Genomic DNA, 25,100 nt, shown 5'->3' with positions numbered 1-25,100 from the left:
CTGCCGGCCCCGCTGCCCGCCTCCCCGGCCCGTGCCCCGGCCGGACCGCGTCCGCAGCACCCGCCGGGCGCCTCCGGGCCCCGGCCGCAGACGCCCGTCCCGCCGCCCGCGGCGCCCCCGTCCGCCGAGCGGGTGCGCGACCGGATGGCGAGCTTCCAGCAGGGCGTGCGCCGGGCCCGCAACGAGCTCCCGAACCGGGAGCGCTGAGCCATGGATCCGCACGGGAACGACCCCCGCGGCCCCGGTCGCGGCGAGGGGCACCCCGGCCCGCACTCCGGGCCGGGGCACGGCGGAGGCGAGGGGCACGGCGGAGGCGAGGGGCACGGCCCGCACTCCGGCGCGGGATACGGCCCGCCGCGGGAGGAAGAGGAGAGCTCGCTGGTCCGCATGTACGCCGTCACCGGGGGGCGGACCGCTCCCCGCACCCGGCTCGCCATGGAGGCGCTGGTCTCCTCGGCGACCTCCGGCCGGCTGGGACTCTCCTTCACCCGGGAGTACCGCGCGATCAGCGAGCTGTGCCGGAACGTCCGCTCGGTCGCGGAGGTCTCCGCGCTCCTGGGCATCCCCCTCGGCGTCGCCCGGGTGCTCATCGCCGACATGGAGTCCGAGGGCCTGGTCCGGGTCTACCACCCCCAGGTGCAGGAGAGCGGCCCCGGCCGCGACCTCCTCGAACGCGTCCTCGGCGGCCTCCGCCGCCTCTGAACCGACCGGCTGACCGCGGTCGGTTCAGAGGCGGCGGCACCGCCGATGCGGCCGTGACACCCTGACGGCGCGTCTTGAGCCGGATCACGCCCGGGGTACGCCGGACGGTTTACTCCGATCGGAGGAGCCGCTACCCTGACGGGCACCATCTGATCATGAGTGACGAGGAGGTCGATGAATATGGCTGCCAGCAGCCGTCATCAGCATGTCCTCATCCGGCTCGCGCACGCCTAGAGCGCGGACCGGTCCGTCACCGACGATCAGGAGACTCCGGTGTCTTCCTTCTTTTCCCTGACCGATGCCGGTCTGACCACCGACCGCCTCATCCTGCGGTCGTGGCACCCCGGCGAGATCACCGCCGTCCTGGACGGCGCCCGGCCGCCGCACTGGGCTCCCGACTTCCCCGCCGAGGGTGACCAGGTCATCGCCGACCTGCTCGCTGAGCACCCCACGTGGCTGGGCGAGTACGGCCACCGCCAGATCACCGAGCGCGACGGCGGCCTGGTGGTCGGGTCGATCGGCCTGTTCTGGCCGCCCGGCGACGGCGCCCTGGAGATCGGGTACGGCATCGTGCCCTCCCGCCGAGGCCGCGGCTACGCGTCCGAGGCCACGCGCGCGCTGACCGCGTTCGCCTTCACCGCACCGGGCGTCCACACGGTCTACGCCAACGTGGAACTGTCGAACCCCGCCTCGATCCGGGTCCTGGAGAAGGCCGGCTTCCAGCGGTCGCACACCGACACCGAACAGGGCACCGCCCGGTTGGTGTCGAGCACGGCACCGACGGCCCAGCGGTAGTCGCCCCACGGGGCCGGCAGCGGTGTCCCGCTGCCGGCCCTGAAGCCGGACCGCCCGGTGACGTGGCCCGAGCTCCCGTTCAACGGAGGCATCCGGTGGCGGCCGAGGGGACAGCGGGGTGCACGACGAGGGATTGAGATCCGCGCGGGTCAACGCCGTTCCTTGCCGCCTTCGGAAAGAACGACGATGTCGAGGGCGCGGAGGCGGTCGGGGTCGGTGTCGATATCGATGCGGGTGATCTTCTCGTCGTCGATGGTGAATGTGAGGACGGCCTTCGGCCGGCCGAGGTGCGACCAGACGGCCGCCGGTACGCCGTCGACCAGAGCGAGCCGGGCGGCCTGAGCCCGTCCGGTGAAGAAGGACGCCGCCGCGTGGCCGCCGCGGATCTCGCCGACCACGGCGTCCGGATCGAGTAACTCGAGCAGGGCGGTGAAATCCCCGCCGCGGGAGGCGGTGAGGAAGGCCTCGACGATCTCCCGCTCGGCCGATCGCGCGGCATCGGATTCCGTGGCCGCTCCTCGCACCCGGCGCCGGGCCCGGCTGGCGAGCTGCCGGGCCGCCGCCGGAGAGCGGTCGATGACGGTGCCGATCTCACCGAAGGACACGCCGAAGACATCGTGCAGGACGAACGCGAGCCGCTCGGCGGGAGACAGCGTGTCCAGCACCACCGTCAGCGCGACCCCGACCGAATCGGCCAGCAGCGCCTCGTCCTCGGGACCGGCCCGAACGGCGGGGCGGATGCGCGCGTCCGGCTCGGGCGGCAGCGCCCCGGCCGAGTCCTCACGCCGGGTCCGGCGTGCCTCGAGCATGTTGAGGCAGACGCGGGCGACGACCGTGGTCAGCCACCCCGCCGGATTCTCCACCCGGCCGGTGTCGGCGCGGCTGACCCGCAGCCACGCCTCCTGCACCGCATCCTCGGCCTCGCCGGCTGAGCCGAGCATCCGGTAGGCCACCGCGTGCAAGCGGCTCCGGTGCTCGGCGAACCGCTCGCTGACCCAATCTTGTTCGACCATCGGTCACATTCCTCCGTCTCGCCGGTCATACCAGTCGACCGGTGAATCCATGACGATGTGACATGCGAGCCCGGCCCGGATGCCGGGCCTGCCGGTTCAGGCGGCGCATGCACGTCAAGCACGAAGGAGACAAGGCATGAAGGCACACGTGAGCTCGATCCTCCTCGGCGTCCGCGACATGGAGGCGTCGAAGCGGTTCTACACGGAGGGGCTCGGCTGGAAGGTCAAGGACGACTACGGCATCTCGGTGTTCTTCGAATCGGACGGAGCCTCACCCGTCGGCTTCTACGATCGCGAAGGCCTGGCCGACCAGGTGGGCGCGAGTCCTGAGGGCGGCGGCTTCAGCGGTCTGGTCCTCACCTACGTCGTGCGCAGCGAGGCGCGGGTCGACGAGATCATCGCGCAGGCCGAGAAGGCCGGGGCCACGATCCTCAAGCCCGCGGGCGCCCTGCCGTGGGGCGGGTACGGCGGCTCCTTCGCCGACCCGGACGGCTACATCTGGAGCCTCGGCTACAGCGCTCAGGGCCAGGACCAGCCCTACGCGGAGTAGCCGCCGAGTCCGGCTGGCGGGTTGCGGCCGAATCGACGAAGAACGGTCCCCGCGCACACAGCGGGTGGTCGATTCGGCCGTGCCCGCCCCAAGGGGCCGGATCAGGGCCGTGCGGTCAGGAGCGCCACCAGTGGGCGGCGACGAGTTCGCAGACGAGGGTCTCGGTCAGCAGGGCCACGTCCGGGTCGTCGTCGTGGCGGTAGCGGACGGCGGCGGCGGCGCCGGGGACGGCGGAGCCGCCGCCGACGGACAGGACGGTGGAGCCGCGTTCGCGGATCCACTCCATGGCCTGCCCGTCGTAGCGGGAGCCGGGGAACAGCACGGCCCGGTAGTCGAGGGTCTTGGTGAGGTAGACGTCGACGTGGGCCCAGTCGCCGGTCTCGCAGGCGTCGGCGGGCCGGCGGGGGCCCTCGCGGAACATCAGGGCGGACTGCTCGGCGGACGACAGGCGCTCGGCCGGGGCGATCGTGTAGACGCCGGCCGGGCCGTCCAGCAGGGCCATGGCCGGCTCCAGCCACTCGCCGCGCCGGTCCAGCAGGTCGGCGGTGGCCTCCGCGCTCCGGCGCAGCAGCGCGGGCACGTCCGGGCCCGCGCCGGTGAGGCGGCGGTTCAGGGCCAGCAGCAGGGCGAGCGTGTGCTGGAAGGTCCGGCAGGCGACGCCGCCCCGCTCCTCGCCCGCGAGCATCGGCACGACCAGGTCGGCGCCCTCGGTGATCGGCGAGTCCGGCCGCTCGGTCATCGCGGCCACGAAGGACCGGCCCCGGTGCCGGGCGACCGCGTCCAGGGTCTCGCGGCTCCCGCCGGTGGCGGAGACGGCCACGACGAGGGTCTTCGGGTCGGCCGGGTAGGAGAGCGAGGCCGAGGCGTACTCGGCGGCGGCGTCGATCCCGGCGGCGCGCAGCCGGAGCGCGGCCACCCCGGCGGCGTAGCGGGAGCTGCCCATGCCGAGGAGGAGGACCCGCCGGATCCCCTCCGGCAGGAGCGCCCCGAACGGGTCGTCGGCCTCCAGGGCGTCGGCCAGGCCGGTCAGCGCGGCGGGCTTGGCCTCCAGGTCGGCGAGGTACAGCTCGGGGTTCACGTCTCTCCTTGATCAGTCGAACCAGGAGCGCAGGACGCCCATGGGGGCGTAGCGCCAGCGGGGCAGGTGGCGGGCGGCGTAGACGAGCTCGCGGCACTCCTGTTCGAGGGCGAAGGCGGGCAGCAGCCCGTCGTGGAGCAGGTGGCGGTGCCCGCGTTCGCGCAGCCGCCCGGTGTAGGCGTCCTGGAGGGAGCGGACCGCCCGTACGGCCCAGCGCCCGGTCGCGGCGGGATCGGCGCCCCGCCGCCGGATCGCGACCTGCCCGGCGTGCTCCAGGCTGGTGGACAGCTGGGCGAGGTCGCGGGCGGCGGGCTGGTGGAGGTCGGTGTCGGAGACCGTCGGGTTGCCGTCGAAGTCGACCACGGCGTAGCCGCCGGACCAGCGCAGGACCTGGCCGACGTGCAGGTCGCCGTGGATGCGGATCAGCGGGGTCGCGTCGTGGTCGGCCAGCGGGCGGAACCGCTCCGCCAGGAGGTCCGCGCGGGCGGCCAGCCACATGCCGTCCTCGCCGCCGGTCAGCTCCAGCGCCTCGCGCAGCGCCGCCTCGGCGCGGACGGCCCACGGGCTCGGCCCCGGACCGCCGCGCCGGCCGCGCCCGCCGCTCTCCGGGTCGTGGGCGGCCGGCCGTCCGGGGCCGTCGGAGCGGCGGGCGGGCGCGAGCCGTACCGGGTCGGGGAAGGCCGCGGACGGGGTGGCCAGGGCGACATGCAGGTCGGCGGCGAGCACGCCGAGGTCGGCGGCGAAGTCCGTGCGGCCCGCGGCGGCCTCGTCCACGCACCACTCCCAGCCGTCCCTGGCGTCCGGCAGGTAGGCCGTGACCAGGGCCAGGAGCGCGCCGTCGCGGGTGAGCGCCGCGTAGGGCGCGGCCGTGGCGGTGAAGCCGACCGCCGACAGGTGGGCGAACATCTCGGGGGCCGGCTGGGGGAGCGGCGCGGGAAGTGTGAGCCATTTCACTACGACGGTCTCGCCGACGACCACCGAGTGGTTGGTCTGGTCGACGTCGAACCCCCGTTCAGCCGCTCCGGGCGGCGGAGCGGGGAGCGCGCCGAAGCGGAGGACGTCGTACGGTGCGGGAACGTGCGATGCCAGGGCGGACAGCAGCTCGGCGGTCCGGCCGTCGCCCGCGCGGGGGACGGTGCCGAGGCGTCCCCATATTGAATGATCGTTCAGCAAGTGGATCGGACTTCCGGGCGGCGATGTCCCGATCAGTGTTGCTCAAGTTGATGTTGCCTGCAACACTCCTGCTTTGGTCTGTCACGTCCGAAACGACCGGACCACCCTCATACATCTGAATTATGAAGGAGTAGCGGCTGTGTCCCGTTCCCGGTACACCCGTCGTCTTCCGGCCGCCGCAGTGGCCGCCGGTCTCGCGCTCGCAGTCTCGGCGTGCGGCGGGGAGGCCGCCGACACCGCCGCGTCCCCCGCAGCCAGTGCCGCCGTCGCCCAGCTCGACCCCAACGCCGACCTGTCGAAGCAGAGCCTCACGGTGACCGTCTGGGACGGGTACACGCCGAAGGAACTTCCCCAGGAGATCAAGAGCAAACTCAAGTTCGACCTGAAGGTCACGCTGCACGACACCAACGAGGTCGCGATGGCGAAGCTGACCTCGGGCGCCGACACCGGCATCGACGTGGCCTTCGTCTCCGGCCAGTACGCCCAGGCGCTCAACGAGGCCGGCCTGCTGGAGCCGCTCCACCCCGAGCTGATCCCGAACCTGGCCAACCTCTACCCCGAGGCCAAGGAGCTGGCCTACGACAAGGGCAACACCTTCTCGGTGCCCTACACCTGGGGCACCACCGGCATCTGCTACCGGGAAGACCTGGTGAAGCCGGCGCCGACCAGCTGGAACGACATCCTCGACCCGCCCGCCGAGGCCAAGAAGAAGGTCACCATGATGACCACCGAGCGCTGGCTGGCCCTGCCCGCCATCAAGGCGCTCGGCTACTCGGTCAACACCCGCAGCGACGAGGAGCTGGCCAAGGTCAAGGAGAAGCTGCTCGCGGCCAAGCCGAACCTGCTCGCCTACGACGACACGACCTTCGGCGACCGCCTGAAGAGCGGCGAGGCCGTCATGGTCGAGGCGTGGGACGGCTGGTGCCCGACCTCCGAGAAGAACATCAAGTTCGTGGTCCCCAAGGAGGGCAGCGACCTGTGGGTGGACACGATGGTCATCCTCAAGTCCTCCAAGAACAAGGAGGCCGCGCACGCGTTCATCAACCACATCCTGGACCCGAAGGTGCACGGCTGGGCCGCCTCGAACATCCTGTACAAGGTGCCGAACAAGGCCGCGATGGACATCGTCGACGCCGACCTGAAGGCGCAGAACACGCCGCTGCAGATGAGCCCGGCGGACCTGCTGCAGGGTGAGTCGATCATCGACCTGGGCGAGGACTCGACCAAGTTCACCCGCCTGGCGACCGAGGTCGCGGCGAAGCAGTGACCCGCTCGACCCGTTCTGCCGTCGTCTCCGGCGCGGCCGCGAAAACGCGGTCGCGCCGGTCGCGCGCGTCGGCGCGGCTGGTCTTCCTGGGGCCGGGCCTGGCCTACCTGGTCGCGTTCCTGCTGATCCCGCTGGCGCTGCTGCTCAGCTACACGGTGTTCCGCCGGGGCCGCTTCGGCGGCGTCGTCTACGAGGTGACGGGGGAGAACTTCACCCGGCTGCTGGACCCGCTCTACCTCGACGTCGTGCTCGGTTCGCTGAAGCTGGCCACGATCGCCACGGTGATCGCGCTGCTCGCCGGGTATCCGACGGCGTACCTGATCGCCCGGCTGCCCCGCCGGTGGAAGACGGTCGCGCTGGTCGCGATCGTGCTGCCGTTCTGGACGAACTTCCTGGTGCGCGTCTACGCCTGGATCGTGCTGCTGAGCGGTCCCGGCCTGCTCAACGGCGCACTGGGGAAGATCGGCCTGGGTCCGTACGAGCTGCTGTACGGCCAGGGCGCGATCGTCACCGGCCTGGTCTACTCCTACCTGCCGCTGATGGTGCTCCCGCTCTACGCCGCGATCGAGAAGCTCGACCCGCAGCTCCGCGAGGCCTCGGCCAACCTCGGCGCCTCGCCGGTGCGCACCTTCTTCTCGGTGACGCTGCCGCTGACCAGGTCCGGAGTGGTCACCGGGTGCCTGTTCGTCTTCGTGCCGAGTTTCGGCAACTTCATCGTCCCCGAGCTGCTCGGCGGCGGACGTTCGATCATGGTCGGCAACCTGATCAGGGACCAGTTCCTCAAGGCCCGCGACTGGCCGTTCGGTTCCACGCTCGCGCTGGCGCTGCTGGCCGTGCTGATCGTCCTGCTGCTGCTGCAGGCCTGGAGTGCCCGCCGTGCGTAAGCCCCGACTGCTGTACGTGCCCTTCTGGGCGACCTACCTGTTCCTGTACGCGCCGATCGTGGTGCTGGTCGGCATGTCGTTCAACTCCGGCGGCTCGCCGTACTCCTTCGACGGCTTCAGCCTCAAGTGGTACGGCGAGCTGGCCGGCAACGCCGACATCCGCCAGGGGCTGGTCAACACCCTGATCGTGGCCGTGGGGGCCACGGTCCTGTCGACGGTGCTCGGCACGCTGCTGGCGGTGGGCATGGCCCGCCACAGCAGGTCCAAGGCCCTGGACGCGATCGGCGTGCTGCCGGCCGTGCTGCCGGACCTGGTGCTCGGCATCGGCCTGCTGATGTTCTACGTCTGGGTGAAGATGGAGCTGGGCCTGCGCTCGGTGCTGCTGGCGCACGCGGTGTTCGGCATGGCGTTCGTGGCCGCGGTGGTCCGCACCCGGCTCGCGCACGCCGACACCTCGCTGGAGGAGGCCTCGCGCGACCTGGGCGCGACCCCGGTGACCACGTTCTTCCGGATCACCCTGCCCCAGCTCGCGCCGGGCATCGCCGCGGGCGCGCTGCTGGCGTTCACGCTCTCCGTCGACGAGTTCGTCATCGCGTTCTTCACCTCGGCGCCGACCGAGCCGACCCTGCCCATCGTCATCTACTCAATGGTCCGCTTCGGGGTCACCCCGGAGATCAACGCGCTGGCCACCGTGCTGCTCGCGGTGAGCTTCACCGTGGTGATCGCGGCCCAGCGGATGACCCGACTGACGGAGTCCCTTTCCTGATGCTGCAGATCACCGGTGTCAGCCGCCGCTTCGGAGACGTCACGGCGCTGTCGGACGTCTCCCTGGAGATCCGCCAGGGCGAGTTCTTCGCCCTGCTCGGCCCGAGCGGCTGCGGCAAGACCACGCTCCTGCGGATCCTGGCCGGGTTCGAGTCGCCGGACGCCGGCGCGGTCACCCTGGACGGCGCCGACCTGCTGGGCAGGCCCGCGCACCGCCGCCCGGTCAACCTGATGTTCCAGTCCTACGCGCTGTTCCCGCACATGACCGTGGCCGGGAACGTCGCCTACGGCCTGGAGCGCGAGCGGCTGCCGAAGGCGGAGGTCCGCACCCGGGTCGGCGAGGTGCTGGAGAAGGTGGGCCTGGCCGAGGCGGCCGGGCGCAGGCCGCAGCAGCTCTCCGGCGGCCAGCGGCAGCGGGTCGCGCTGGCCCGCGCGATCGTCAAGCGGCCGCGGCTGCTCCTGCTCGACGAGCCGCTGTCCGCGCTGGACAAGAAGGTGCGGGCGGAGATGCAGCTGGAGCTCAAGCGCCTCCAGCACGAGGTCGGCATCACCTTCGTCGTGGTCACCCACGACCAGGAGGAGGCCATGTCGCTGGCCGACCGGATCGCGGTCTTCAACGCGGGCCGGGTGGAGCAGGTGGACGAGCCGGTCGCGCTCTACGAGCGGCCGCGCACCCCGTTCGTCGCCGGGTTCGTGGGCGCGGGCAACCTCTTCCCGGGGCGGGCGTGCGCGGTCGGCCTGGCCGCCGACGGCCTCGGCGTGCTGCCCGGCTCCTCCGACCTGCCCGATGGGACCTCGGCGCTGCTGGCCGTCCGGCCGGAGCGGGTGCGGCTGGCGCCCGAGACCGCGGACGCCGCCGGCGTGCTGCGGGGCGAGGTGGCGGACGTGAGCTTCTACGGCGGCGTCTCGCACGTCTCCGTCACCGTGCCCGGCTTCGGGCAGCCGGTCCTGGTGGCCCTCCAGGGCGCCACCCGGGCCCGCCCGGGGACGCGGGTGGCGCTGTCGTGGGCGCCCCAGGACGGGGTCCTGGTGCCTCAGTGAGACGTCTTCAGCGGGTTGCCCGTGACCGTCCGGGCGTAGGCCAGGATCAGCTCCGCCGCCTCCTCCGGGCCGATCACCGGGTGGCGGGCCGTTATGCGGTAGCCGTACGCGTCCTCCAGCGCGACGAGGTTGCGCGCGATGGCCAGGGAGTCGCCGGCCAGCGTGAAGGTCCCCAGGGCGCTGCCGGTCTCCAGGATGCTCTGGTACATCGCGACCTGCCGGTCGTAGAGCGTGGTGAGCAGCAGCGCGTACATCCGGTTGCGGGCGGCGGCGCCGCCGAGCTCGTTGAGCAGGCGCACGTCCGGGTCGTCGGGGCCGTGGGGCAGGCCCGAGCGGATGGTCACGACGAGCTTCTCGGCCGGGTCGCGCATGCCGCTGATCCGCTTGAGGCGCAGCTCGTAGAAGCGCTCCATCCCGGCGTGGTGGGCGTCCACCAGCAGTTCGCCGAGGTTGGGGTAGTGGTAGAGCACCGCCCCGGAGGTCAGCCCCGCCTCCTCGGCGACGTGGTTGAGGCCGACGCCGTCGGTGCCGTGCCGGATGATCGCCCGGCGCGCCGCGTCGATGAGATCCACCCGTCGGTCCGACCGGCTCTTGCGCGCCATATTTCCCCGTTCGTCACCCATGATTTATGCCGGGGTCCATAGTGGCTGCTGTCCGGCATTTCCGCTAGATCAAGATTTAAACCAGTATTCACTAGATTTCCAACCCCCTGATCTCGGAGGACACGATGGCTCTTACGATCCTGTTCATGCCGGAGAGCGCCTACGGCCCGACGAACAACTGCATCGGCATCGGCGACATTCTTCGCAAGCGCGGCCACCGGGTCGTCTTCGCTGCCGAAGCCTCGTGGAAGGGGAAACTCACGGCGCTCGGCTTCGAGGAGGACCTGGTCGACCTCGCCCCGCCGTCGGACGAGGAGCAGGACCCGGGGCAGTTCTGGAAGGACTTCATCCGCGACACCGCGCCCGAGTACCGCAAGTCCACCGCCGAGCAGCTGGAGACGGTGACCAAGCCGATCTGGGAGGCGCTCATCGACGGCGCCAAGTACTGCGAGCCGCAGCTCAAGGCGATCATCGAGCGGGTGCGGCCGGACGTCATCGTCGAGGACAACGTCATCGCCTTCCCGGCCCTGGTGACCGCGGGCAAGCCGTTCGTCCGCATCGTCTCCTGCAACCCGCTGGAGGTCCGCGGCCAGGACGTGGCGCCGGTCTTCTCCGGCCTGCCCGCGGACGACCGCTCCGAGTGGGACGCCTTCCGCGCCGAGTACGACCGGACCCACCGCGAGATCTGGAGCGCCTTCAACGCCTGGGTCGTCGAGCAGGGCGCCCCGGCCCTGCCGGACCTGGACTTCGTCCACGAGGGCGACCTGAACCTCTACGTCTTCCCGGAGATCGCCGACTACACCGACGCCCGGCCGCTGGGGCCGAGCTGGCACCGGCTGGACTCCTCGGTCCGCGAGACCGACGACGCCTTCGAGCTGCCGGAGGCCCTCAAGGAGGGCGAGGGGTCGCTGGTCTACTTCTCGCTCGGCTCGCTCGGCTCGGCCGACGTGGAGCTCATGCAGCGGGTGATCGACGTGCTGGGCACCACCCCGCACCGCTACATCGTCTCCAAGGGCCCGCTGCACGAGGAGATCAAGCTCGCCGGCAACATGTGGGGCGCGGAGTTCCTGCCGCAGACCACGATCCTGCCGCTGGTGGACCTGGTCATCACGCACGGCGGCAACAACACCGTCACCGAGGCGCTGCACTTCGGCAAGCCGATGATCCTGCTGCCGCTGTTCTGGGACCAGTACGACAACGCCCAGCGCGTCCACGAGCTCGGCTACGGCGTGCGCCTGTCCACCTACGGCTTCGCCGACGCCGAGCTGACCGGCGCGGTGGAGCGGCTGCTGGGCGACACCGCCCTGCGCGAGAAGCTGGCCGCCGCCGGCGAGGAGATCCGCCGGCGCGGCGGCCTGCGCCGCGCCGCCGACCTGATCGAGCAGGTCGGCACCGGGGCCTGACGGCCCGACCACACACCTACCAGGGACGTTCCATGGGCATTCTGATCAACCCGGCGACGGGCGAGCCGCTGTACGAGACGGCCGACACCCCGGTCGAGCAGGTGGCGGCGGCCGTACGGCGGGCGCGGGCGGCCTTCGCGGAGTGGGGTGCGGCGACCCCGGCCGAGCGGGCGCGGGTGCTGCTGCGCTTCGCCGACCTCGTCGAGGCCGACGCCGAGGAGCTGACCCGGCGGGAGGTCGCCGAGACGGGCAAGCCCGCGGCGGTCTTCCGCGACGGCGAGCTGCCCTTCGCGGTCGACAACCTCCGCTTCTTCGCCGGGGCCGCCCGCTCGCTGGACGGCACCGGGGCGGGGGTGTTCAGCGCCGGCTACACCTCGGTGCTGGTCCGCCGCCCGGTCGGCGTCGTGGCCTCGATCGCGCCCTGGAACTTCCCCCTGGTGATGGCGGTCTGGAAGGCCGGGCCCGCGCTCGCGGCGGGCAACGCGGTGGTGATCAAGCCCGCGCCGGCGACGCCGGGCAGCACGCTGCGCCTGGCCGAGCTGTTCGCGGCGGCCGGCGCGCCCGACGGGCTGCTGCAGGTGGTCCTCGGCGACGCCGAGGCCGGCGGGGCGCTGGTGGACGACCCGGGCGTGGACATGGTGAGCGTCACCGGTTCCACCGCGACCGGCCGCGCCGTCATGCGCGGGGCGGCCGCCTCGCTCAAGCGGGTCCACCTGGAGCTCGGCGGCAAGGCCCCGGCCCTGGTCTTCGGCGACGCGGACCTGGCCGAGATGGCCCGGGGCGTGGCGATGGGCGCGACCTACAACACCGGGCAGGACTGCACGGCGGCCACCCGCGTCTACATCTCCCGGGAGGTCTACGGCGAGGCCGTCGAAGCGCTTCGCGCGACGCTGGAGCGGATCAGGCCGGGTGACCCCTGGGACCCGGCGACCGACATCGGCCCGCTGATCTCCGCCGCGCACCGGGACCGGGTGCACGGCTTCGTCGAGCGCGCGGCGGCCGAGGGCGCCTCGGTGCTCTGCGGGGGCGCCCCGGCCGAGGGGCCCGGCTTCCACTACCCGCCGACACTGATCGCCGGAGCCCGCCAGGACAGCGAGATCGTCCAGGGGGAGCTCTTCGGGCCGGTCCTGGTCGCCCTGCCGTTCGACGGCGAGGACGAGGCGGTGCGGCTGGCCAACGACACCCCCTACGGCCTGGCCTCCTCGGTCTGGTCGGCCGACGTGGCCCGGGCGCTGCGCGTCGCGCACCGCCTCGACGTGGGGGTGACCTGGGTCAACGACCACCTGCCGATCGCCTCGGAGGCGCCGCACGGCGGGGTCAAGGGCAGCGGCTTCGGCAAGGACATGAGCCAGGAGGCGGTCCAGGAGTACTCCGTGACGCGCCACCTCATGATCAAGCACCAGGCGCCGGAGGTGAGGGATTCCTTCCGGCCTGCTTGAAAATGATGGGTAGTTAGTGCCCTCATATCCCATTTATAGGGATTTATCGATAGTTACTCCATTCGTAGTGACCATAAAGGATGTGCTCAAATTGCTTCCGCCGCTTCCCTACTCGGCGAGGGGTTACCTAGGCCAGTGAAGACACAAGACCGCCGGAGCCACCGGGCGGTGGGAGTGTTCGGCAGCCTCCTGCCCGCGAACTGGCGCGTGCGCCCCCGTCTGGTCGCACTGATCCTGCTCCCGACCGTGGCGGCCGTACTGCTGACCGGGCTCCAGCTGACCACCGCGCTGTCCACCGCGACGGAGTACCGGCGGACGGCCGAGGTCGCCTCGCTCATCGAGCGGCTCGGCGTCCTCTCCCACGAGATGGCCGCCGAGCGCGACCTCACCGCCTGGTACATCGCCGACCAGCGCCGGCCCGCCCGCCTGGTCAAGGTCAGGGAGCAGCGCGAGGCCGTGGACCGGAGCGCCACCGAGACGCTGAAGGCGGTGGCGGCCATCGGCGGCGAGCACGCCGCCCGCGTCCGGGCCGAGGCCTCCCAGATCCGCCGCTGGCTGCACGGACTGCCCGGCCTCCGCCGGCTCATCACCGAGGGCAGCGTGCTCCCGCGTGCCGCCCTCGGCATGTACTCGCGGATGATCGCCGACTTCGTCACCCTCCACGACGACCTCGGCCGCAGCGGCGGCGACGAGCGCCTGACCGGTGACGCGCTGACGCTCGGCGCGCTGTCCCGGGCCAAGGAGCAGGTGGCCAGGCAGCGGGGCATCCTGCTGGTCGCCCGCCTCGAAGGCGGCTTCGACTTCGACGACCCCGCCGACTTCCTGGGCGCCTACCGCAGCCAGGTGAGCGAGGTGGCCGCCTTCCAGGCGACCGCGAGCGCGGCGCAGAACAGGCGCTTCCGCGAGCTGGTCAGCGGTCCCGAGGTCGACCGGGCCGACGCCACCCGCGCCCTGGTCATGTCCCGCATGCGGGAGAACCGGACCCTGGGCACCGTGGGCATCCGCAGCTGGTTCGACTCCTCCAGCGCCGTCGTGGACGGCATGCGGACGCTCGAACGCGAGATGGCCGCCGCGGCGGTCCAGCGCAGCCAGGACCTGGAGGCCGCCGAGCGGCGCAGCGCCATGATCTCCGGTGGCGCGATCCTGGTCCTGCTGGTGCTGATCCTGCTCATCACCGCCTGGGTCGCCGCCTCGCTGGTCAGCCCGCTGCGCAAGCTGCGCAGCGAGGCCCTGGAGGTGGCCGGCACCAAGCTGCCCGAGACCGTCCGCGTGCTGCGCGAGTCCGCGGACCTGGCCCCGAACATCGAGGTGCCCTCCATCGGCGTGCTCACCCGCGACGAGATCGGGGAAGTGGCCCGGGCCTTCGACGAGGTCCACCGCGAGGCCATCCGGCTGGCGGGCGACGAGGCCCGGCTGCGGGCCAACGTCAACGCGATGTTCGTCAACCTCTCCCGGCGCACCCAGTCGCTGGTGGAGCGCCAGATCGACCTCATCGACGACCTGGAGCAGGGCGAGCAGGACGACGACCGGCTGGCCAGCCTCTTCAAGCTCGACCACCTGGCCACCCGCATGCGCCGCAACTCCGAGAACCTCCTGGTCCTCGCGGGCCAGGAGCAGAGCCGCCGGTGGAGCGAGCCGGTCCCGCTCGGCGACGTCGTGCGCGCCTCGCTGTCGGAGGTCGAGAACTACGAGCGGGTCACCCTGCGGGTCGAGTCCGGCACGCTGATCATCGGCCAGGCCGTCAACGACATCGTCCACCTGATCGCGGAGCTCGTGGAGAACGCGATCTTCTTCTCGCCGCAGGACACCAAGATCACGGTGACCAGCAACGGCAACGAGATGGGCAGCGTCGTGCTGGCGGTCACCGACTCCGGCATCGGCATGAGCGACGAGGAGCTGGCCGAGGCCAACCGGCGGCTGGCCGAACCGCCGGCGGTGGACCTGTCGGTCTCCCGCCGGATGGGCCTGTTCGTGGTCGGCCGCCTGGCCCTGCGCCACGGTATCCGCGTCCAGCTCCGCCGTCCCGAGGCCGGCGGTCTCAGCGCCGTCGTCCTGCTCCCGCCCCAGGTGGTGGCCCAGTCCATGCGGCCCGACCCGGCGGCCCTGGCCGCCTCCGCGGCCACGGGCCGGGGGGCCGCGCCGGAGGCGGACCCGTTCGCCGCGGGGCTGCGGCACGACCCGTTCGGCTCGGCGCCCGCCGGCGTCGGAGCCGGGGCGGGGGCCGGCGCGTTCGGACCGGGGCACCCGTCGTTCGAGATGTCCTCCTTCGGGGCGTTCCAGTCGGCCGAGGCTCCGCTCGCGGCGCCCGGCCCGGTGGAGGCCCCGCCCGCCGTACCGCCGTCGCCCCCGGTGCGCCGCCCGGGCGAGCGGCCCCCCTTCGGGATGCCCCCGATGGACGACACGCCGTTCGGCACCCCGCCCGGGGCGCGCTCGGCCGGGGCCGGTCCGGCTCCGGAGGCTCCCGCCGGGCCGTCGCCCAGCGTCGCGGACCTGTGGTCCAAGCCGGTGGTCTCGGCCTCGGACGTGGAGAGCCTGTGGTCCTCGCCGCTGACCCCGACCCCGCCGCCGCCGTCCGGGCGCCCGGCCCAGCCGCCTGCGCCGCCCCAGCCGTCCTGGCAGGAGCGGTCGTCGTGGCAGGAGGCGTCGGCGGCCCCCGAGGCACCTGAGGCCCCGGTGGCCCCGCCGTCCTGGCAGGACCGGTCGGCCCAGCCGCCTGCGCCGCCCCAGCCGTCCTGGCAGGAGCAGTCGTCGTGGCAGGAGGCGTCGGCGGCGGACCCGTGGTCACCGCACCGGCTCGACCCCGGGGAGAACACCCAGATGCTGCCCGCGGTCGGGGTGTCGGCGACCGAGCCGGAGCCGGAGGAGTTCCTGCCCATCTTCGCGGCGGTGGGCTCCGACTGGTTCCGCAGCAGCGTCCCCGTCGACAAGCCCGCCGACAGGGCCGCCGAGAGGGCGGATGAGCCGGAGCGGTCCGCCGGGTCCGGACCGGCCGGGAGCCCGGGGTCCTCCGGGGACTCCGCGGCGGAGCACCGGCCGGCGGCGGCCGAACGGCAGCCCTGGAGCAGCACCCCCGCCGACCAGGGGTGGGCCGCGGCCGAGGCGGTCAGGAAGCCCGCCGAGGGCGGCCTGACCGGTGCGGGGCTGCCCAAGCGGGTGCCCAAGGCCAACCTGGTCCCCGGGTCGGCTCCCTCCGCGCCCGCGGCGCCGGTCTCCCCGATGCCCCCGATCTCGGCCGAGCGGGTGCGCAGTCGTCTGTCCAGTTTCCAGCAAGGTGTCCGGCAGGGCCGCGCCGAGATGAACCAGCGGCCCAACGCCGCCGAGGGAGAGATGCAGTGAACCACCAACTCAGTCAGGCCGCCCGCGGCTTCAATTGGCTGATCACCGAGTTCGTCAAGGAGATGCCCGGTGTGGCCCACGCGGTGATCGTCTCCACGGACGGTCTCCCGCTCGCCTACTCGCAGGGTTTCCCGAAGGACCGCGCCGACCAGCTCGCCGCGATCACGGCGGGTCTGATCAGCCTGACGCAGGGGGCCGCCCGGGTCTTCGAGGGAGGGCCGGTGGTGCAGACCGTGATCGAGATGCAGCGGGGCCTCCTGCTGACCATGTCGATCAGCGACGGCTCGGCGCTGGCCGTCCTGGCCTCGCCGGACTGCGACATGGGCCTGGTGGCCTACCAGATGACGCTCCTGGCGGAGCGTGCGGGGCAGACGCTGACCCCGGCTCTGCGGGCGGAGCTCCAGGCATCTCAGCGGTAGGCGGCCGTCACTCGCGCAACAGCAGGACAATAACCGATAAGGAGGGATAGCATCCGATGAACGAGCCGCCGCCTCAGGCCAAGAGCGGGCGAGATCGTCTGATCCGTCCGTACGCTGTGACCGGGGGAAGGACCGCTCCTCGGACGCAGCTCGCGCTCGAGGCGCTGGTCTCCTCGGCGACCACTCCGAGTGTGGATCCCTCCATGCTCTCCACAGAGTGTCAGGCGATCATCTCGATGTGCCGCCAGGTGCGTTCGGTCGCCGAGATCTCGGCTCTGCTGCGTATGCCGCTGGGCGTGACTCGGGTGTTGATCGCGGACATGTCGGCCGAGGGCCTGGTGCAGATCCACCAGCCGTCGCTGAATGCCGGAAAGCCGGATCTCAACTTGCTTGAAAGGGTGCTCAGTGGGCTTCGCAGGCTCTGACGCCGGGATGACGTCGACGAAGATCGTCGTCGCCGGCGGCTTCGGTGTCGGCAAGACGACCTTCGTCGGCGCGGTCTCCGAGATCATGCCGCTGACCACGGAAGCGGTCATGACGGAGGCGAGTGCGGGGGTGGACGACCTCTCGCACATCCCGACGAAGCGGACCACCACCGTGGCCATGGACTTCGGCCGGGTCTCCCTGGACCGGGACCTGATCCTGTACCTGTTCGGTACCCCGGGTCAGCACCGGTTCTGGTTCATGTGGGACGACCTCGTCAAGGGCGCGATCGGCGCGATCGTCCTGGTGGACACCCGGAGGCTGGCCGACAGCTTCCCGGCGATCGACTACTTCGAGGAGGCCGGTCTGCCGTTCGTGGTCGCCCTGAACGGCTTCGGCGGCGACCACCTCCACGGCGAGGAGGAGGTCCGGGAGGCGCTGACGATCTCTCCGCACGTCCCGATCGTCAGGACCGACGCCCGGTCCCGCGAGGCGGTGAAGTCGACCCTGATCACCCTGGTCGAGCACGTGCTGACCCTCCGGGTCTGAGGACCCCCGGCAGCGGCGGGCGGCCCGGCCTCCGGGAACGGATCCGTTCCCGGAGGCCGGGCGGCGTTCCGGCACCGGGCCTCCGGGCGCCGGCGGAGCGCCGCGGGTCCTCGGCCGGAGCGCCGCCGGAGCACCGCCCCGGCCCGCGCCGCGTCAACCGGTCCGGCGGGCTTTCCTGTGCCAGGTGAGCAGGTGCCGCTCGACCCGGAGGAAGGCGGTGTTGAGCAGGAACCCCAGGATCCCCAGGAGCACGATGGCGGTCCACATGGACAGGATGTCCACCTGGCTCTGCGCCACCAGCATGCGGTAGCCGATCCCCTCCGTGCTGCCGATGTACTCCGAGATGATCATCATGATCAGGGCCAGCGCCACGCTGATGCGCAGACCGGCGAAGACCTTGGGGGCCATCGCGGGGAGGATGATCCGGACCAGCCGGACGGTCCGGGACACGCCGAACACCTCGCACGTCTCCAGGTACATCCGGTCCACCTGGCGGGCGCCGTCCAGGGTGTTGATGAGCACGGGCCAGACCACGCCGAAGACGATGGCGGCGAGCTGGAGGGGCGTGCCCACCCCGGTCAGGGTCATGGCGATCGGGATCAGCATCGGCGACGGGATCGACCGGAAGAAGTGGATCAGCGGGTTCACGCAGTCGTAGGCCGCGGGGGAGCGGCCGAGCGCGACCCCGGCGGCGACGGCGACCGAGCAGGCCGCGGCCCAGCCCAGGAAGAGGCGGCCCAGGCTGGGCAGCAGGTGGTCGATCGACTCCTGGGTGAGGAAGAGGCCGCCCGGCGGCCCGGAGAACCACAGCTCGTGCAGGCGGGCCAGGATCGCGGAGGGCGGCGGGAAGTAGACCGCGCCGGCGAGCCGGGCGGCCGCCTCCCACCCGAGGAAGGCGACGGGCACGATCCACAGGCGGGTGATCGGCGTCACCGCCGCGATCACCCGGTTCCCCGCTCCGACGGCGGTCATGCGGCTCCCTCCCCGGCGTGGGCCCGGTGCCAGCGGAAGGCCCGCCGCTCCGCCCCGGTGAGCGCGGAGTTGACCAGCAGGCCGATGACTCCCGTCCAGGCGGTGGCCGCGATCATCAGGTCCCTGCGGTTGCCCGCCGCCGCTTCGCCGACGAACGTGCCGATGCCCTCGCCCCCCGCCACGAGTTCCACGCTCACCGCGACGACGAGGGCGACCGAGGCGGAGATCCGCACACCCGTGGCGATGAAGGGCGCGGCGCTCGGCAGGGAGACCCGGCGGATGACGGCGTAGGGGCCGAAGCCGAAGCTCTGCAGCGTCTCCTTGGCGAGGGGGTCCACGTCGCGCAGGCCGTACAGCGTGTTGATCAGTATCGACCAGTAGGAGGTGTACACGATCAGCGCGGTCTTGCCCTGGTCCGCCAGGGCGAAGAGCGCCAGGGGCAGCAGCGCCACCGAGGGGATGGGGCGCAGGAACTCCACCAGCGGCCGTACGGCGCGCTCGGCCCCGGGGAAGGTGCCCAGCAGCAGCCCGGACGGCACGGCCGCCGCGGTGGCCAGCAGCAGTCCGGCCGCGGCCGAGGCGAGGGTGCTCCCGATCCCGGAGAGGAACTCCGCGTCCGTCAGGAGCCCGAACGCGCCGGCGAGCACGGAGGAGGCCGGCGGGACGGCGTAGGGGTCGATGACCCCCGTCCTGCCCAGAGCCTCGGAGACGAGGAGGAACCCCGCGATGCCCAGCGCACCGCGGAGTGCCGTACCGGTGTTCATTGCGGGGGCGAGGCCAGCAGGGAGGCGGCGTCCACCTTGTTCTTGATGATCGAGAACTCGGAGAGCAGGTCGGCCACGCGCTGGACCCGCGTGGGGTTCAACGAGGTGGAGAAGGTGCCCATCGCCATGGTCGCGGCCACGTCGGCGGGGATCTGCGTGAAGGTCGGGATGACCTTGTTGAGGGCCTGCCGGTCGGACGCCGCGATCTGCTGCGCCTTGCCGATCGCGCGCTGGAAGGCGGCGGCGGTCTTGGGGTACTTGGTGATCCAGTCGTCCGTGGCGGCCCAGCCGTCGAGCGGCAGGCTCTCCGTCGGGCCGGACAGGGTGTCGATCAGCAGGTTGGCGCCGAGGTCCTTCTGCGCGGCGGAGATGTAGGGCTCGGTGGTCCACGCCGCGTCGATGGTGCCCGCCTTGAGCTGGGCGAGCTGGTCGGCGAAGGGCACCGGCACGAACTTGACGTCGGTCGGCGAGATGCCGTGGACCTTCAGCTGGGCGCTGACGGTGACCTCGCCGAGGGCCTTGACCACGTTCACCGCGATGGTCTTGCCCTTGAGCTGCTTCGGATCCTTGATCGGGGAGTCCTTGACGACGACGACCCCGTTGACGCCGGGGGCGCCCTGCTGGGACTCCGCGAGCATCTTCAGCTTGGCCGCACCGGAGTCGCTGATGGAGATCAAGGAGACGTAGCTGGTCAGGAAGGCGTCGATCTGGCCGTTGAGGATCTTCGGCATGACCGCCTGGGGAGCCTGGATGGTCTCCGTCTTGATGGTCAGCCCTTCTTCTTTGAAGAATCCCCGTTCCTGCGCGATGAAAAGCGGAGCGGAGGAGGGGACCGGAACGACGCCGATGGTGAGTTCGGTCTTCTCCAGTCCGCTGGATCCGTCCGGCTTTTCCGCTGAGGTGCCGGAGGCGCTGCACGCGGTGAGAGCCAAGGCGGTGGCGAGTCCGATGAGGGAATTGCGGATTGCACGTCTGTTCCTCATGGAACCTCCTTTTGATCGAGGGGCCGGTCTCCGCCCGCACCGGATTCGGATGGGCGGAGGAGGCTGCGGCGCGACGGCGCGTCAGCCTAGCGGATACGTGATCGTTAAGGCGAGAGGGCTACTTTATCCGGATAATGACGTGTCAAAAATAAGAGGAGATGCTCGGAACACTTCATGGGAACGCCGCCGCGGGGAGCGTCCCGGTAATTCGCGGCGGATTCAGATCCGGCGGCGGGAAGGGCGTCCGCGGAGCCGTGATCTCCCCGTTCGCCTCCGCGCGGTCCGCCGGGCGGGCGTGAACGGGGCTTCAGGGCGGAGGTCCGGGCGGGGGCCGCGGACCCCCGAGGGCCTCGACGGCCCGTCCTCACCCGGGCAGGGCCTCGATGACGGAGGCCCCGCCGGGCAGCTCGATCTGCCGCTCGAACCGGAGGGCGGCCTTGCCCAGCAGCTCGGTGTACTCGGACGTGCTGCGCTCCACCCCCTCGCCGAACAGGGCGAGCATCCGCATGTCCACGTCCTTGCTGATGTGCGGCCTGTCGTCGTCCGGCACGACCAGCTCCACCAGCAGCACCCGGCCGTCGTCGGCCATCGCGCTCCTGACGTTGCGCAGGATCCGCACCGCGTCCTCGTCGGACCAGTTGTGGATCACGCTGCCCAGCAGGTAGGCGTCCGCACCGGAGGGCACGGAGACGAAGAAGTCGCCCGCGACGCATTCGCAGCGGTCTTCAAGACCGGCCGCGGCGAAGAACTCCCGGGCGCCCGGGACCACGGCCTCCTGGTCGAACAGGACGCCGCGCACGTTTGAATGCGCCTTCAGGACGGCGGCGAGGATGTGCCCCTTGCCGCCGGCCACGTCGACGAGGGTGTGCACGCCGGAGAAGTCGTAGCGGGAGGCCACGGCCTCCGCGAACGGCCAGGCCCGGGCCACCATGTACGCGTCGAACAGCCGGCCGGCGGCCGGGTTCTCCCTGAGGTAGCCGTAGAGCGGGCCGTGCCGCTCGACGAAGGCGGACGCGCCGGTGCGCACGGTCTCCGGCAGCGCGCCCAGGGCGTACCAGAAGCCCTGCTCGCCGACCATCCGGACGGCGGCCCGCAGCGAGTCGGGGACGTCGCTGCGCAGGACGGCTCCGGCGGCGGTCAGCCCGTACACGCCCGGGGCCGTCGCCGAGACGAACCCCATCGAGGCGAGCTGGCGGAGCACCCGGCCGAGGGCGGACGGGTCCGCACCGCAGCGGGCCGCCAGCTCGCCCGCGCTCAGCGGGCCCTCCCGCAGGTGGTCGGCGCAGCCCAGCTCGGCCATGGTGGCCAGGGCGGCGAAGCGGGACACCCCGCCGATCACGTCCCAGACCGGCGCCTGTGGGTCGTTCATTGACGGTCCTCTCTTTCGAAGAGCGCGGAAGCCGCGCGGGGAAGCGGTTTCAGGAGGCGGAGGCGGACGGGCTCCGCATGCCGCGAACCAGCCGTCCGACCTCGGCGCGCAGGTGCACGAAGTCGGGGTGCTCCCGGGTGGTGATCTGGTCGCGCGGTCCGGGCAGCTCCACCCGCAGGTCCCCGACGACCCGGGCGGGGGCCTTGGACAGGACCACGACCCGGTCGCCCACGTAGACGCTCTCGTCGATGTCGTGGGTGATGAGCAGGATGGTCATGTTGTGGTGGGCGCGCACGCGCAGGGTGAGGTCCTCCAGGTCCTCGCGGGTCTGCGCGTCGACCGAGCCGAAGGGCTCGTCCATCAGCAGCAGGGAGGGGCGGTAGGCCAGCGCGCGGGCGATGGACACCCGCTGCTGCATGCCGCCGGAGAGCTGCCACGGATACTTGGCGGCGGCGCCCTCCAGCCCCACCTGCTCCAGGGCCTCCATGGCGGCGCCCCTGCGCTGCCTCTTGTCCATGTCCTTGCGCCGCAGCGGCAGGGACACGTTGTCGGCCACCGACATCCAGGGGAAGAGGGAGCGGCTGTAGTCCTGGAAGACCACGGCCAGGTCGTCGGGGGTCCGGTCGACGGCGGTGCCGGCCAGCACCACCTTCCCGCCGGTGGGCCGCAGGAGCCCCGCGATGGAGCGCAGCAGGGTGGACTTGCCGCACCCCGAGGGGCCGACGATGCACACCAGTTCGCCCTCGGCGACCTTCAGGTCGACGCCGCCGAGGGCGTGGTGGGCGCCCGGTCCGCTGCCGTAGGTGTGGGTCAGGTTGGAGATCTCAAGCACGGCGGGTCCTCATATCGTCTGCTTGGCGGCCCGGTGCCAGGACAGCAGGCGTCGCTCGACCGCCAGGAAGGCCGAGTTGAGCACGTATCCGAGGACACCGAGGACCACGATGGTCCCCCATACGCCGGGCAGGTCGAACGACCTCTGGGCGTCGAGGAGCTGGAAGCCGATTCCGTTGGTGCTGCCCATCAGCTCGGAGATGACCATCAGGATCAGCGCCAGGGAGAGGCTGAGCCGCAGACCGGCGAAGATCTTGGGCATCGCGGAGGGCAGGATGACGCGGAGCAGCCGCCGGCTCCGGGACAACCCGAAGACGCGGGACGTCTCCAGGTGCTGCGGGTCGACGTGGCGGGCTCCGTCGCCGGTGTTGAGCAGGATCGGCCAGATGATGCCGAACACGATCGTGGCGATCTGCATCTGCGCGCCGGCGGCGAACAGGGCGAGGAAGAAGGGGAGCAGCGCGGGAGGCGGGATGGCCCTGCCGAACTCGATGAGCGGGCCCACGAACCGGGCCAGCGGCGCCGAGCGCCCCAGCATGAGGCCCAGGGCGATCCCGATCGCGCCGGCGAGCAGCCAGCCGGCGAAGAGCCTGCCCACGCTCGTCGGGATGTTCTCCACCGCCGCGTCGGTGAGCCAGAGCCGCTCGGGCGGGCCCGACAGCCACATCTCGTGCATGCGGACCGCGATCGCGGTGGGCGGGGGGAAGAAGTTGTCCTCGGCGGCGCGGGTGGCGGCCTCCCAAGCCGCCAGCACGACGGGGACCAGCCACAGGCGGCCGAGGCCGCGCAGGACGCGCATCACCGGGCGCCCTCCGTCCGGGCGAGGTGCCAGTGGAAGAGCCGCCGCTCCGCCAGGGTGAACAGGGCGTTGGAGGCGATCCCGATCACCCCGGCCCAGATGGTGGCGGCGACGATGTACTCCAGGGCGTCGGGGCTGCTCCCCGCCTCGATGATGAACGTGCCGATGCCGCTGGCGCCGCCCGCGAGCAGCTCGGCGCTGATCGCCAGGATGAGCGCGATCGAGGCGGCCAGCCGTACGCCGGTGGCGATGAACGGCGCCGTGCTGGGCAGCGAGACCCGCCACAGCACCGCCAGCGGCCCGAAGCCGAAGCCGCGCAGGGTCTCCTTGGCCAGCGGGTCGACGTCCTTGAGGCCGTACATCGTGTTGATCAGGACCGGCCAGGAGGCGGCGTAGACGATCACCGCGACCTTCATGTCGAACCGGTCGGAGAACAGCAGCAGGGCCAGCGGGATCAGGGCCACGGAGGGGATGGGCCGCAGGAACTCCAGGATCGGCCGGAAGGCCGTCTCCACCCGGGGCAGCGTGCCGAGCACGAATCCGGCGGGGACGGCGACCAGTACGGTGAGCAGGAGGCCGGCGGCCCAGGCGCCCAGGGTCGAGACGACGTCGGCGAGGAAGTCCCCGTCCGCGGCGAGCGCCGCCGCGCGGCCGACGATCGTGGAGGCCAGCGGGAACACGATCGGGTCGATGAACCCGGTCCGCCCGGCGAGCTCCACGAGGCAGAACAGCCCTGCGACGCCGACGGCGCCGCAGAGCGGTCTGTTGTCGAGCAGGGAGCGCCCGGTCATCAGCCGTCGGTGCCCGGGAGGATGGACTCGGCATCGATCGGGCTCTTGAGGTAGCCCTGCTCCACCATCAGGTCGGCCACCCGCTGCAGCCGGGTCTCGTCGAGGCTGGTGGGGAAGGTGCCCAGGGTGATGACGGCCGCGGTGGCCGCGTCGATCTTGGTGTAGGTCGGCAGGATCTCCTCGACGGCCTTGCGGTCGGAGGCGGCGATCTGCTGGGCCTTGCCGAGCGCGCGCTGGAAGGCGGCGACGGTCTTGGGGTTGTCGTTGACGAACTTCTCGGTGACGATCACGCCGGCGATGGGGAAGTCCGCGGTCGGGCCGGTCATGGTGTCGGCCAGCTTCTTGGCGCCGATCCTCGTCGCGGCGGCGGTCAGGTGCGGCTCGGTCATCCAGGCCGCGTCGACGACGCCCTTCTCCAGCTGGCCCGCCATGTCGGGGAAGGGGAACTCCAGGAACTGCACGTCCTCGGCGGTGAGGCCGTGCGCCTTCAGCACCGAGGTGACGGCCAGCGTGCCGATGTTCTTGAGGCTGTTGACCGCGACCTTCTTGCCCTTGAGGTCGGCCGGGGTCTTGATGGGGGAGTCCTTGGCGACCATCAGGTTGAAGGAGTTCGGCGTCGCCTGGTAGAGGTCGGAGATGATCTTCATCTTGTTGCCGGCCGAGACGGCGAGGAAGGTCGAGACGTAGTTGGTCTGCGTCGCGTCCAGGGAGCCGCCGAGCAGGCTCTGCTGCGCCTGCGCGCCGCCCTGGACCGGCTGGATGTCCACGGTGAGGCCCTCTTCGGCGAAGAAGCCCCGCTTGTTGGCGATGTAGAGCGCGGCGGAGTCGGGGATGGGCAGGGCGCCGATGCTGATCTTGGACTTCTCCGGGCCGCCGGATCCGCCGGCCGCCGTGGCGGACGTGGTCTCGGGGTCCGATCCGCAGGCGGTGAGCGCCAGGACGGCGACGAGTCCCGCCGCGGCGGCCCGTCCGGCAAGTCTGAACCTCATGAGGTCTCCATTCACTGCATTGATCCGCCCTGGCGGGGCCCGCCGAAACAGCGGGCGGCGCGGGGGCGGTCCCGGGAGGCAGGTGATCAAGGGGGATGTCGATCGCGGATCAGAGTAGCGGAGCGGGTGGACCAAATAACAAATATCGGTCCATATGGGCAAA

Annotated in this window: 25 protein-coding genes; 13 read left to right on the top strand and 12 right to left on the bottom strand. The window is 71.8% G+C overall.

The features are described 5' to 3' along the window. Positions 1-210 precede the first annotated feature (210 nt). Positions 211-702, top strand: coding sequence for a DUF742 domain-containing protein (locus HS045_RS35255; RefSeq protein ID WP_196449389.1), 492 nt, complete (start codon positions 211-213; stop codon positions 700-702). A gap of 273 nt (positions 703-975) precedes the next feature. After that, positions 976-1,497 (top strand): GNAT family N-acetyltransferase, encoded by a 522-nt coding sequence (locus tag HS045_RS01575; RefSeq protein ID WP_196449388.1) that lies wholly within the window; start codon positions 976-978, stop codon positions 1,495-1,497. Positions 1,498-1,646: 149 nt separating this feature from the next. Here the strand turns inward: HS045_RS01575 and HS045_RS01570 are convergent, their stop codons facing one another. Further along, positions 1,647-2,510, bottom strand: a complete 864-nt coding sequence (locus HS045_RS01570) for a sigma-70 family RNA polymerase sigma factor (RefSeq protein WP_196449387.1) — start codon at positions 2,508-2,510, stop codon at positions 1,647-1,649. Positions 2,511-2,646: 136 nt separating this feature from the next. On the opposite strand from HS045_RS01570, the gene HS045_RS01565 reads away from it, so the two are divergent. Beyond that, entirely contained in the window at positions 2,647-3,060 is a 414-nt protein-coding gene (locus HS045_RS01565; RefSeq protein WP_230883387.1) for a VOC family protein, read from the top strand. Positions 3,061-3,175: 115 nt separating this feature from the next. On the opposite strand, the gene HS045_RS01560 is transcribed toward HS045_RS01565, so the two are convergent. Together HS045_RS01560 and HS045_RS01555 are read right to left on the bottom strand one after the other, a co-directional pair. After that, positions 3,176-4,138, bottom strand: a complete 963-nt coding sequence (locus HS045_RS01560; RefSeq protein ID WP_196449386.1) for an SIS domain-containing protein — start codon at positions 4,136-4,138, stop codon at positions 3,176-3,178. 12 nt (positions 4,139-4,150) lie between these two features. Further along, entirely contained in the window at positions 4,151-5,311 is a 1,161-nt protein-coding gene (locus HS045_RS01555) for a hypothetical protein (protein ID WP_196449385.1), read from the bottom strand. Positions 5,312-5,450: 139 nt separating this feature from the next. Between HS045_RS01555 and HS045_RS01550 the strand changes: the two genes are divergently transcribed. From HS045_RS01550 to HS045_RS01535, 4 genes are read left to right on the top strand one after another with little or no spacing between them, the layout of a single operon-like run. Further along, positions 5,451-6,578 (top strand): spermidine/putrescine ABC transporter substrate-binding protein, encoded by a 1,128-nt coding sequence (locus tag HS045_RS01550; protein ID WP_196449384.1) that lies wholly within the window; start codon positions 5,451-5,453, stop codon positions 6,576-6,578. Beyond that, positions 6,575-7,462 carry an ABC transporter permease gene (locus HS045_RS01545; RefSeq protein ID WP_196449383.1) on the top strand — a complete coding sequence of 296 codons (888 nt, stop codon included), beginning with the start codon at positions 6,575-6,577 and terminating at the stop codon, positions 7,460-7,462. Before HS045_RS01550 ends, HS045_RS01545 begins: the two co-directional genes overlap by 4 nt. Continuing rightward, a complete protein-coding gene (locus HS045_RS01540) occupies positions 7,455-8,228 on the top strand; it encodes an ABC transporter permease (RefSeq protein ID WP_196449382.1) in 774 nt (257 codons plus the stop codon). The genes HS045_RS01545 and HS045_RS01540 overlap by 8 nt, the downstream gene beginning before the upstream one ends. Further along, positions 8,228-9,268 carry an ABC transporter ATP-binding protein gene (locus HS045_RS01535; RefSeq protein WP_196449381.1) on the top strand — a complete coding sequence of 347 codons (1,041 nt, stop codon included), beginning with the start codon at positions 8,228-8,230 and terminating at the stop codon, positions 9,266-9,268. Before HS045_RS01540 ends, HS045_RS01535 begins: the two co-directional genes overlap by 1 nt. Here the strand turns inward: HS045_RS01535 and HS045_RS01530 are convergent. After that, the gene (locus HS045_RS01530) at positions 9,262-9,840 is read right to left on the bottom strand and encodes a helix-turn-helix domain-containing protein (RefSeq protein ID WP_307827342.1); all 579 of its coding nucleotides are present in this window, start codon (positions 9,838-9,840) and stop codon (positions 9,262-9,264) included. The genes HS045_RS01535 and HS045_RS01530 overlap by 7 nt on opposite strands. Positions 9,841-9,995: 155 nt before the next feature. Here HS045_RS01530 and HS045_RS01525 point away from each other — a divergent pair, with 155 nt between their 5' ends. From HS045_RS01525 to HS045_RS01500, 6 genes are all read left to right on the top strand, one after another. After that, entirely contained in the window at positions 9,996-11,273 is a 1,278-nt protein-coding gene (locus HS045_RS01525) for a glycosyltransferase (RefSeq protein WP_196449379.1), read from the top strand. Positions 11,274-11,305: 32 nt separating this feature from the next. Then, complete coding sequence (locus HS045_RS01520; RefSeq protein WP_196449378.1) at positions 11,306-12,712, top strand: aminobutyraldehyde dehydrogenase; 1,407 nt, start codon at positions 11,306-11,308, stop codon at positions 12,710-12,712. A gap of 135 nt (positions 12,713-12,847) precedes the next feature. Next, positions 12,848-16,048 (top strand): nitrate- and nitrite sensing domain-containing protein, encoded by a 3,201-nt coding sequence (locus tag HS045_RS01515; protein ID WP_196449377.1) that lies wholly within the window; start codon positions 12,848-12,850, stop codon positions 16,046-16,048. Next, the gene (locus tag HS045_RS01510; protein WP_196449376.1) at positions 16,045-16,467 is read left to right on the top strand and encodes a roadblock/LC7 domain-containing protein; all 423 of its coding nucleotides are present in this window, start codon (positions 16,045-16,047) and stop codon (positions 16,465-16,467) included. Before HS045_RS01515 ends, HS045_RS01510 begins: the two co-directional genes overlap by 4 nt. A gap of 56 nt (positions 16,468-16,523) precedes the next feature. Then, the gene (locus tag HS045_RS01505) at positions 16,524-16,892 is read left to right on the top strand and encodes a DUF742 domain-containing protein (RefSeq protein ID WP_196449375.1); all 369 of its coding nucleotides are present in this window, start codon (positions 16,524-16,526) and stop codon (positions 16,890-16,892) included. A gap of 7 nt (positions 16,893-16,899) precedes the next feature. Further along, complete coding sequence (locus HS045_RS01500; RefSeq protein WP_196449374.1) at positions 16,900-17,439, top strand: ATP/GTP-binding protein; 540 nt, start codon at positions 16,900-16,902, stop codon at positions 17,437-17,439. Between the two features lie 153 nt (positions 17,440-17,592). Here the strand turns inward: HS045_RS01500 and HS045_RS01495 are convergent, their stop codons facing one another. The 8 genes from HS045_RS01495 to HS045_RS01460 form a co-directional block, all read right to left on the bottom strand. Beyond that, on the bottom strand, positions 17,593-18,411 hold the full coding sequence (locus HS045_RS01495) for an ABC transporter permease (RefSeq protein WP_196449373.1): 819 nt from the start codon (positions 18,409-18,411) through the stop codon (positions 17,593-17,595). Next, positions 18,408-19,175, bottom strand: coding sequence for an ABC transporter permease (locus HS045_RS01490; RefSeq protein ID WP_196449372.1), 768 nt, complete (start codon positions 19,173-19,175; stop codon positions 18,408-18,410). The genes HS045_RS01495 and HS045_RS01490 overlap by 4 nt, the downstream gene beginning before the upstream one ends. Then, positions 19,172-20,158, bottom strand: coding sequence for an ABC transporter substrate-binding protein (locus tag HS045_RS01485; protein ID WP_196449371.1), 987 nt, complete (start codon positions 20,156-20,158; stop codon positions 19,172-19,174). The genes HS045_RS01490 and HS045_RS01485 overlap by 4 nt, the downstream gene beginning before the upstream one ends. A 364-nt stretch (positions 20,159-20,522) precedes the next feature. Continuing rightward, on the bottom strand, positions 20,523-21,527 hold the full coding sequence (locus HS045_RS01480; RefSeq protein WP_196449370.1) for a methyltransferase: 1,005 nt from the start codon (positions 21,525-21,527) through the stop codon (positions 20,523-20,525). 49 nt (positions 21,528-21,576) lie between these two features. After that, complete coding sequence (locus tag HS045_RS01475; protein WP_196449369.1) at positions 21,577-22,359, bottom strand: ABC transporter ATP-binding protein; 783 nt, start codon at positions 22,357-22,359, stop codon at positions 21,577-21,579. Positions 22,360-22,368: 9 nt separating this feature from the next. Continuing rightward, positions 22,369-23,157 (bottom strand): ABC transporter permease, encoded by a 789-nt coding sequence (locus tag HS045_RS01470; protein WP_196449368.1) that lies wholly within the window; start codon positions 23,155-23,157, stop codon positions 22,369-22,371. After that, a complete protein-coding gene (locus tag HS045_RS01465) occupies positions 23,157-23,948 on the bottom strand; it encodes an ABC transporter permease (protein ID WP_196449367.1) in 792 nt (263 codons plus the stop codon). The genes HS045_RS01470 and HS045_RS01465 overlap by 1 nt, the downstream gene beginning before the upstream one ends. Then, complete coding sequence (locus HS045_RS01460; RefSeq protein WP_196449366.1) at positions 23,948-24,937, bottom strand: ABC transporter substrate-binding protein; 990 nt, start codon at positions 24,935-24,937, stop codon at positions 23,948-23,950. Before HS045_RS01460 ends, HS045_RS01465 begins: the two co-directional genes overlap by 1 nt. Positions 24,938-25,100 lie beyond the last annotated feature (163 nt).

The organism is Planomonospora sp. ID82291 (genome assembly GCF_015711645.1).
Lineage (GTDB): Bacteria > Actinomycetota > Actinomycetes > Streptosporangiales > Streptosporangiaceae > Planomonospora.
Note: the sequence above shows the minus strand (reverse complement) of the source record. Positions and strands in the feature narration are given on the sequence as shown.

What these genes read in the sequence shown, in the direction of transcription:
- HS045_RS01565 (WP_230883387.1), top strand. Translation starts at nt 2,647, where the DNA reads ATGAAGGCACACGTGAGCTCGATCCTCCTCGGCGTCCGCGACATGGAG.
- HS045_RS01495 (WP_196449373.1), bottom strand. Translation starts at nt 18,411, where the DNA reads ATGACCGCCGTCGGAGCGGGGAACCGGGTGATCGCGGCGGTGACGCCG.
- HS045_RS01500 (WP_196449374.1), top strand. Translation starts at nt 16,900, where the DNA reads ATGACGTCGACGAAGATCGTCGTCGCCGGCGGCTTCGGTGTCGGCAAG.
- HS045_RS35255 (WP_196449389.1), top strand. Translation starts at nt 211, where the DNA reads ATGGATCCGCACGGGAACGACCCCCGCGGCCCCGGTCGCGGCGAGGGG.
- HS045_RS01465 (WP_196449367.1), bottom strand. Translation starts at nt 23,948, where the DNA reads ATGACCGGGCGCTCCCTGCTCGACAACAGACCGCTCTGCGGCGCCGTC.
- HS045_RS01480 (WP_196449370.1), bottom strand. Translation starts at nt 21,527, where the DNA reads ATGAACGACCCACAGGCGCCGGTCTGGGACGTGATCGGCGGGGTGTCC.
- HS045_RS01485 (WP_196449371.1), bottom strand. Translation starts at nt 20,158, where the DNA reads ATGAGGAACAGACGTGCAATCCGCAATTCCCTCATCGGACTCGCCACC.
- HS045_RS01525 (WP_196449379.1), top strand. Translation starts at nt 9,996, where the DNA reads ATGGCTCTTACGATCCTGTTCATGCCGGAGAGCGCCTACGGCCCGACG.
- HS045_RS01460 (WP_196449366.1), bottom strand. Translation starts at nt 24,937, where the DNA reads ATGAGGTTCAGACTTGCCGGACGGGCCGCCGCGGCGGGACTCGTCGCC.
- HS045_RS01520 (WP_196449378.1), top strand. Translation starts at nt 11,306, where the DNA reads ATGGGCATTCTGATCAACCCGGCGACGGGCGAGCCGCTGTACGAGACG.
- HS045_RS01570 (WP_196449387.1), bottom strand. Translation starts at nt 2,510, where the DNA reads ATGGTCGAACAAGATTGGGTCAGCGAGCGGTTCGCCGAGCACCGGAGC.
- HS045_RS01470 (WP_196449368.1), bottom strand. Translation starts at nt 23,157, where the DNA reads ATGCGCGTCCTGCGCGGCCTCGGCCGCCTGTGGCTGGTCCCCGTCGTG.
- HS045_RS01505 (WP_196449375.1), top strand. Translation starts at nt 16,524, where the DNA reads ATGAACGAGCCGCCGCCTCAGGCCAAGAGCGGGCGAGATCGTCTGATC.
- HS045_RS01535 (WP_196449381.1), top strand. Translation starts at nt 8,228, where the DNA reads ATGCTGCAGATCACCGGTGTCAGCCGCCGCTTCGGAGACGTCACGGCG.
- HS045_RS01490 (WP_196449372.1), bottom strand. Translation starts at nt 19,175, where the DNA reads ATGAACACCGGTACGGCACTCCGCGGTGCGCTGGGCATCGCGGGGTTC.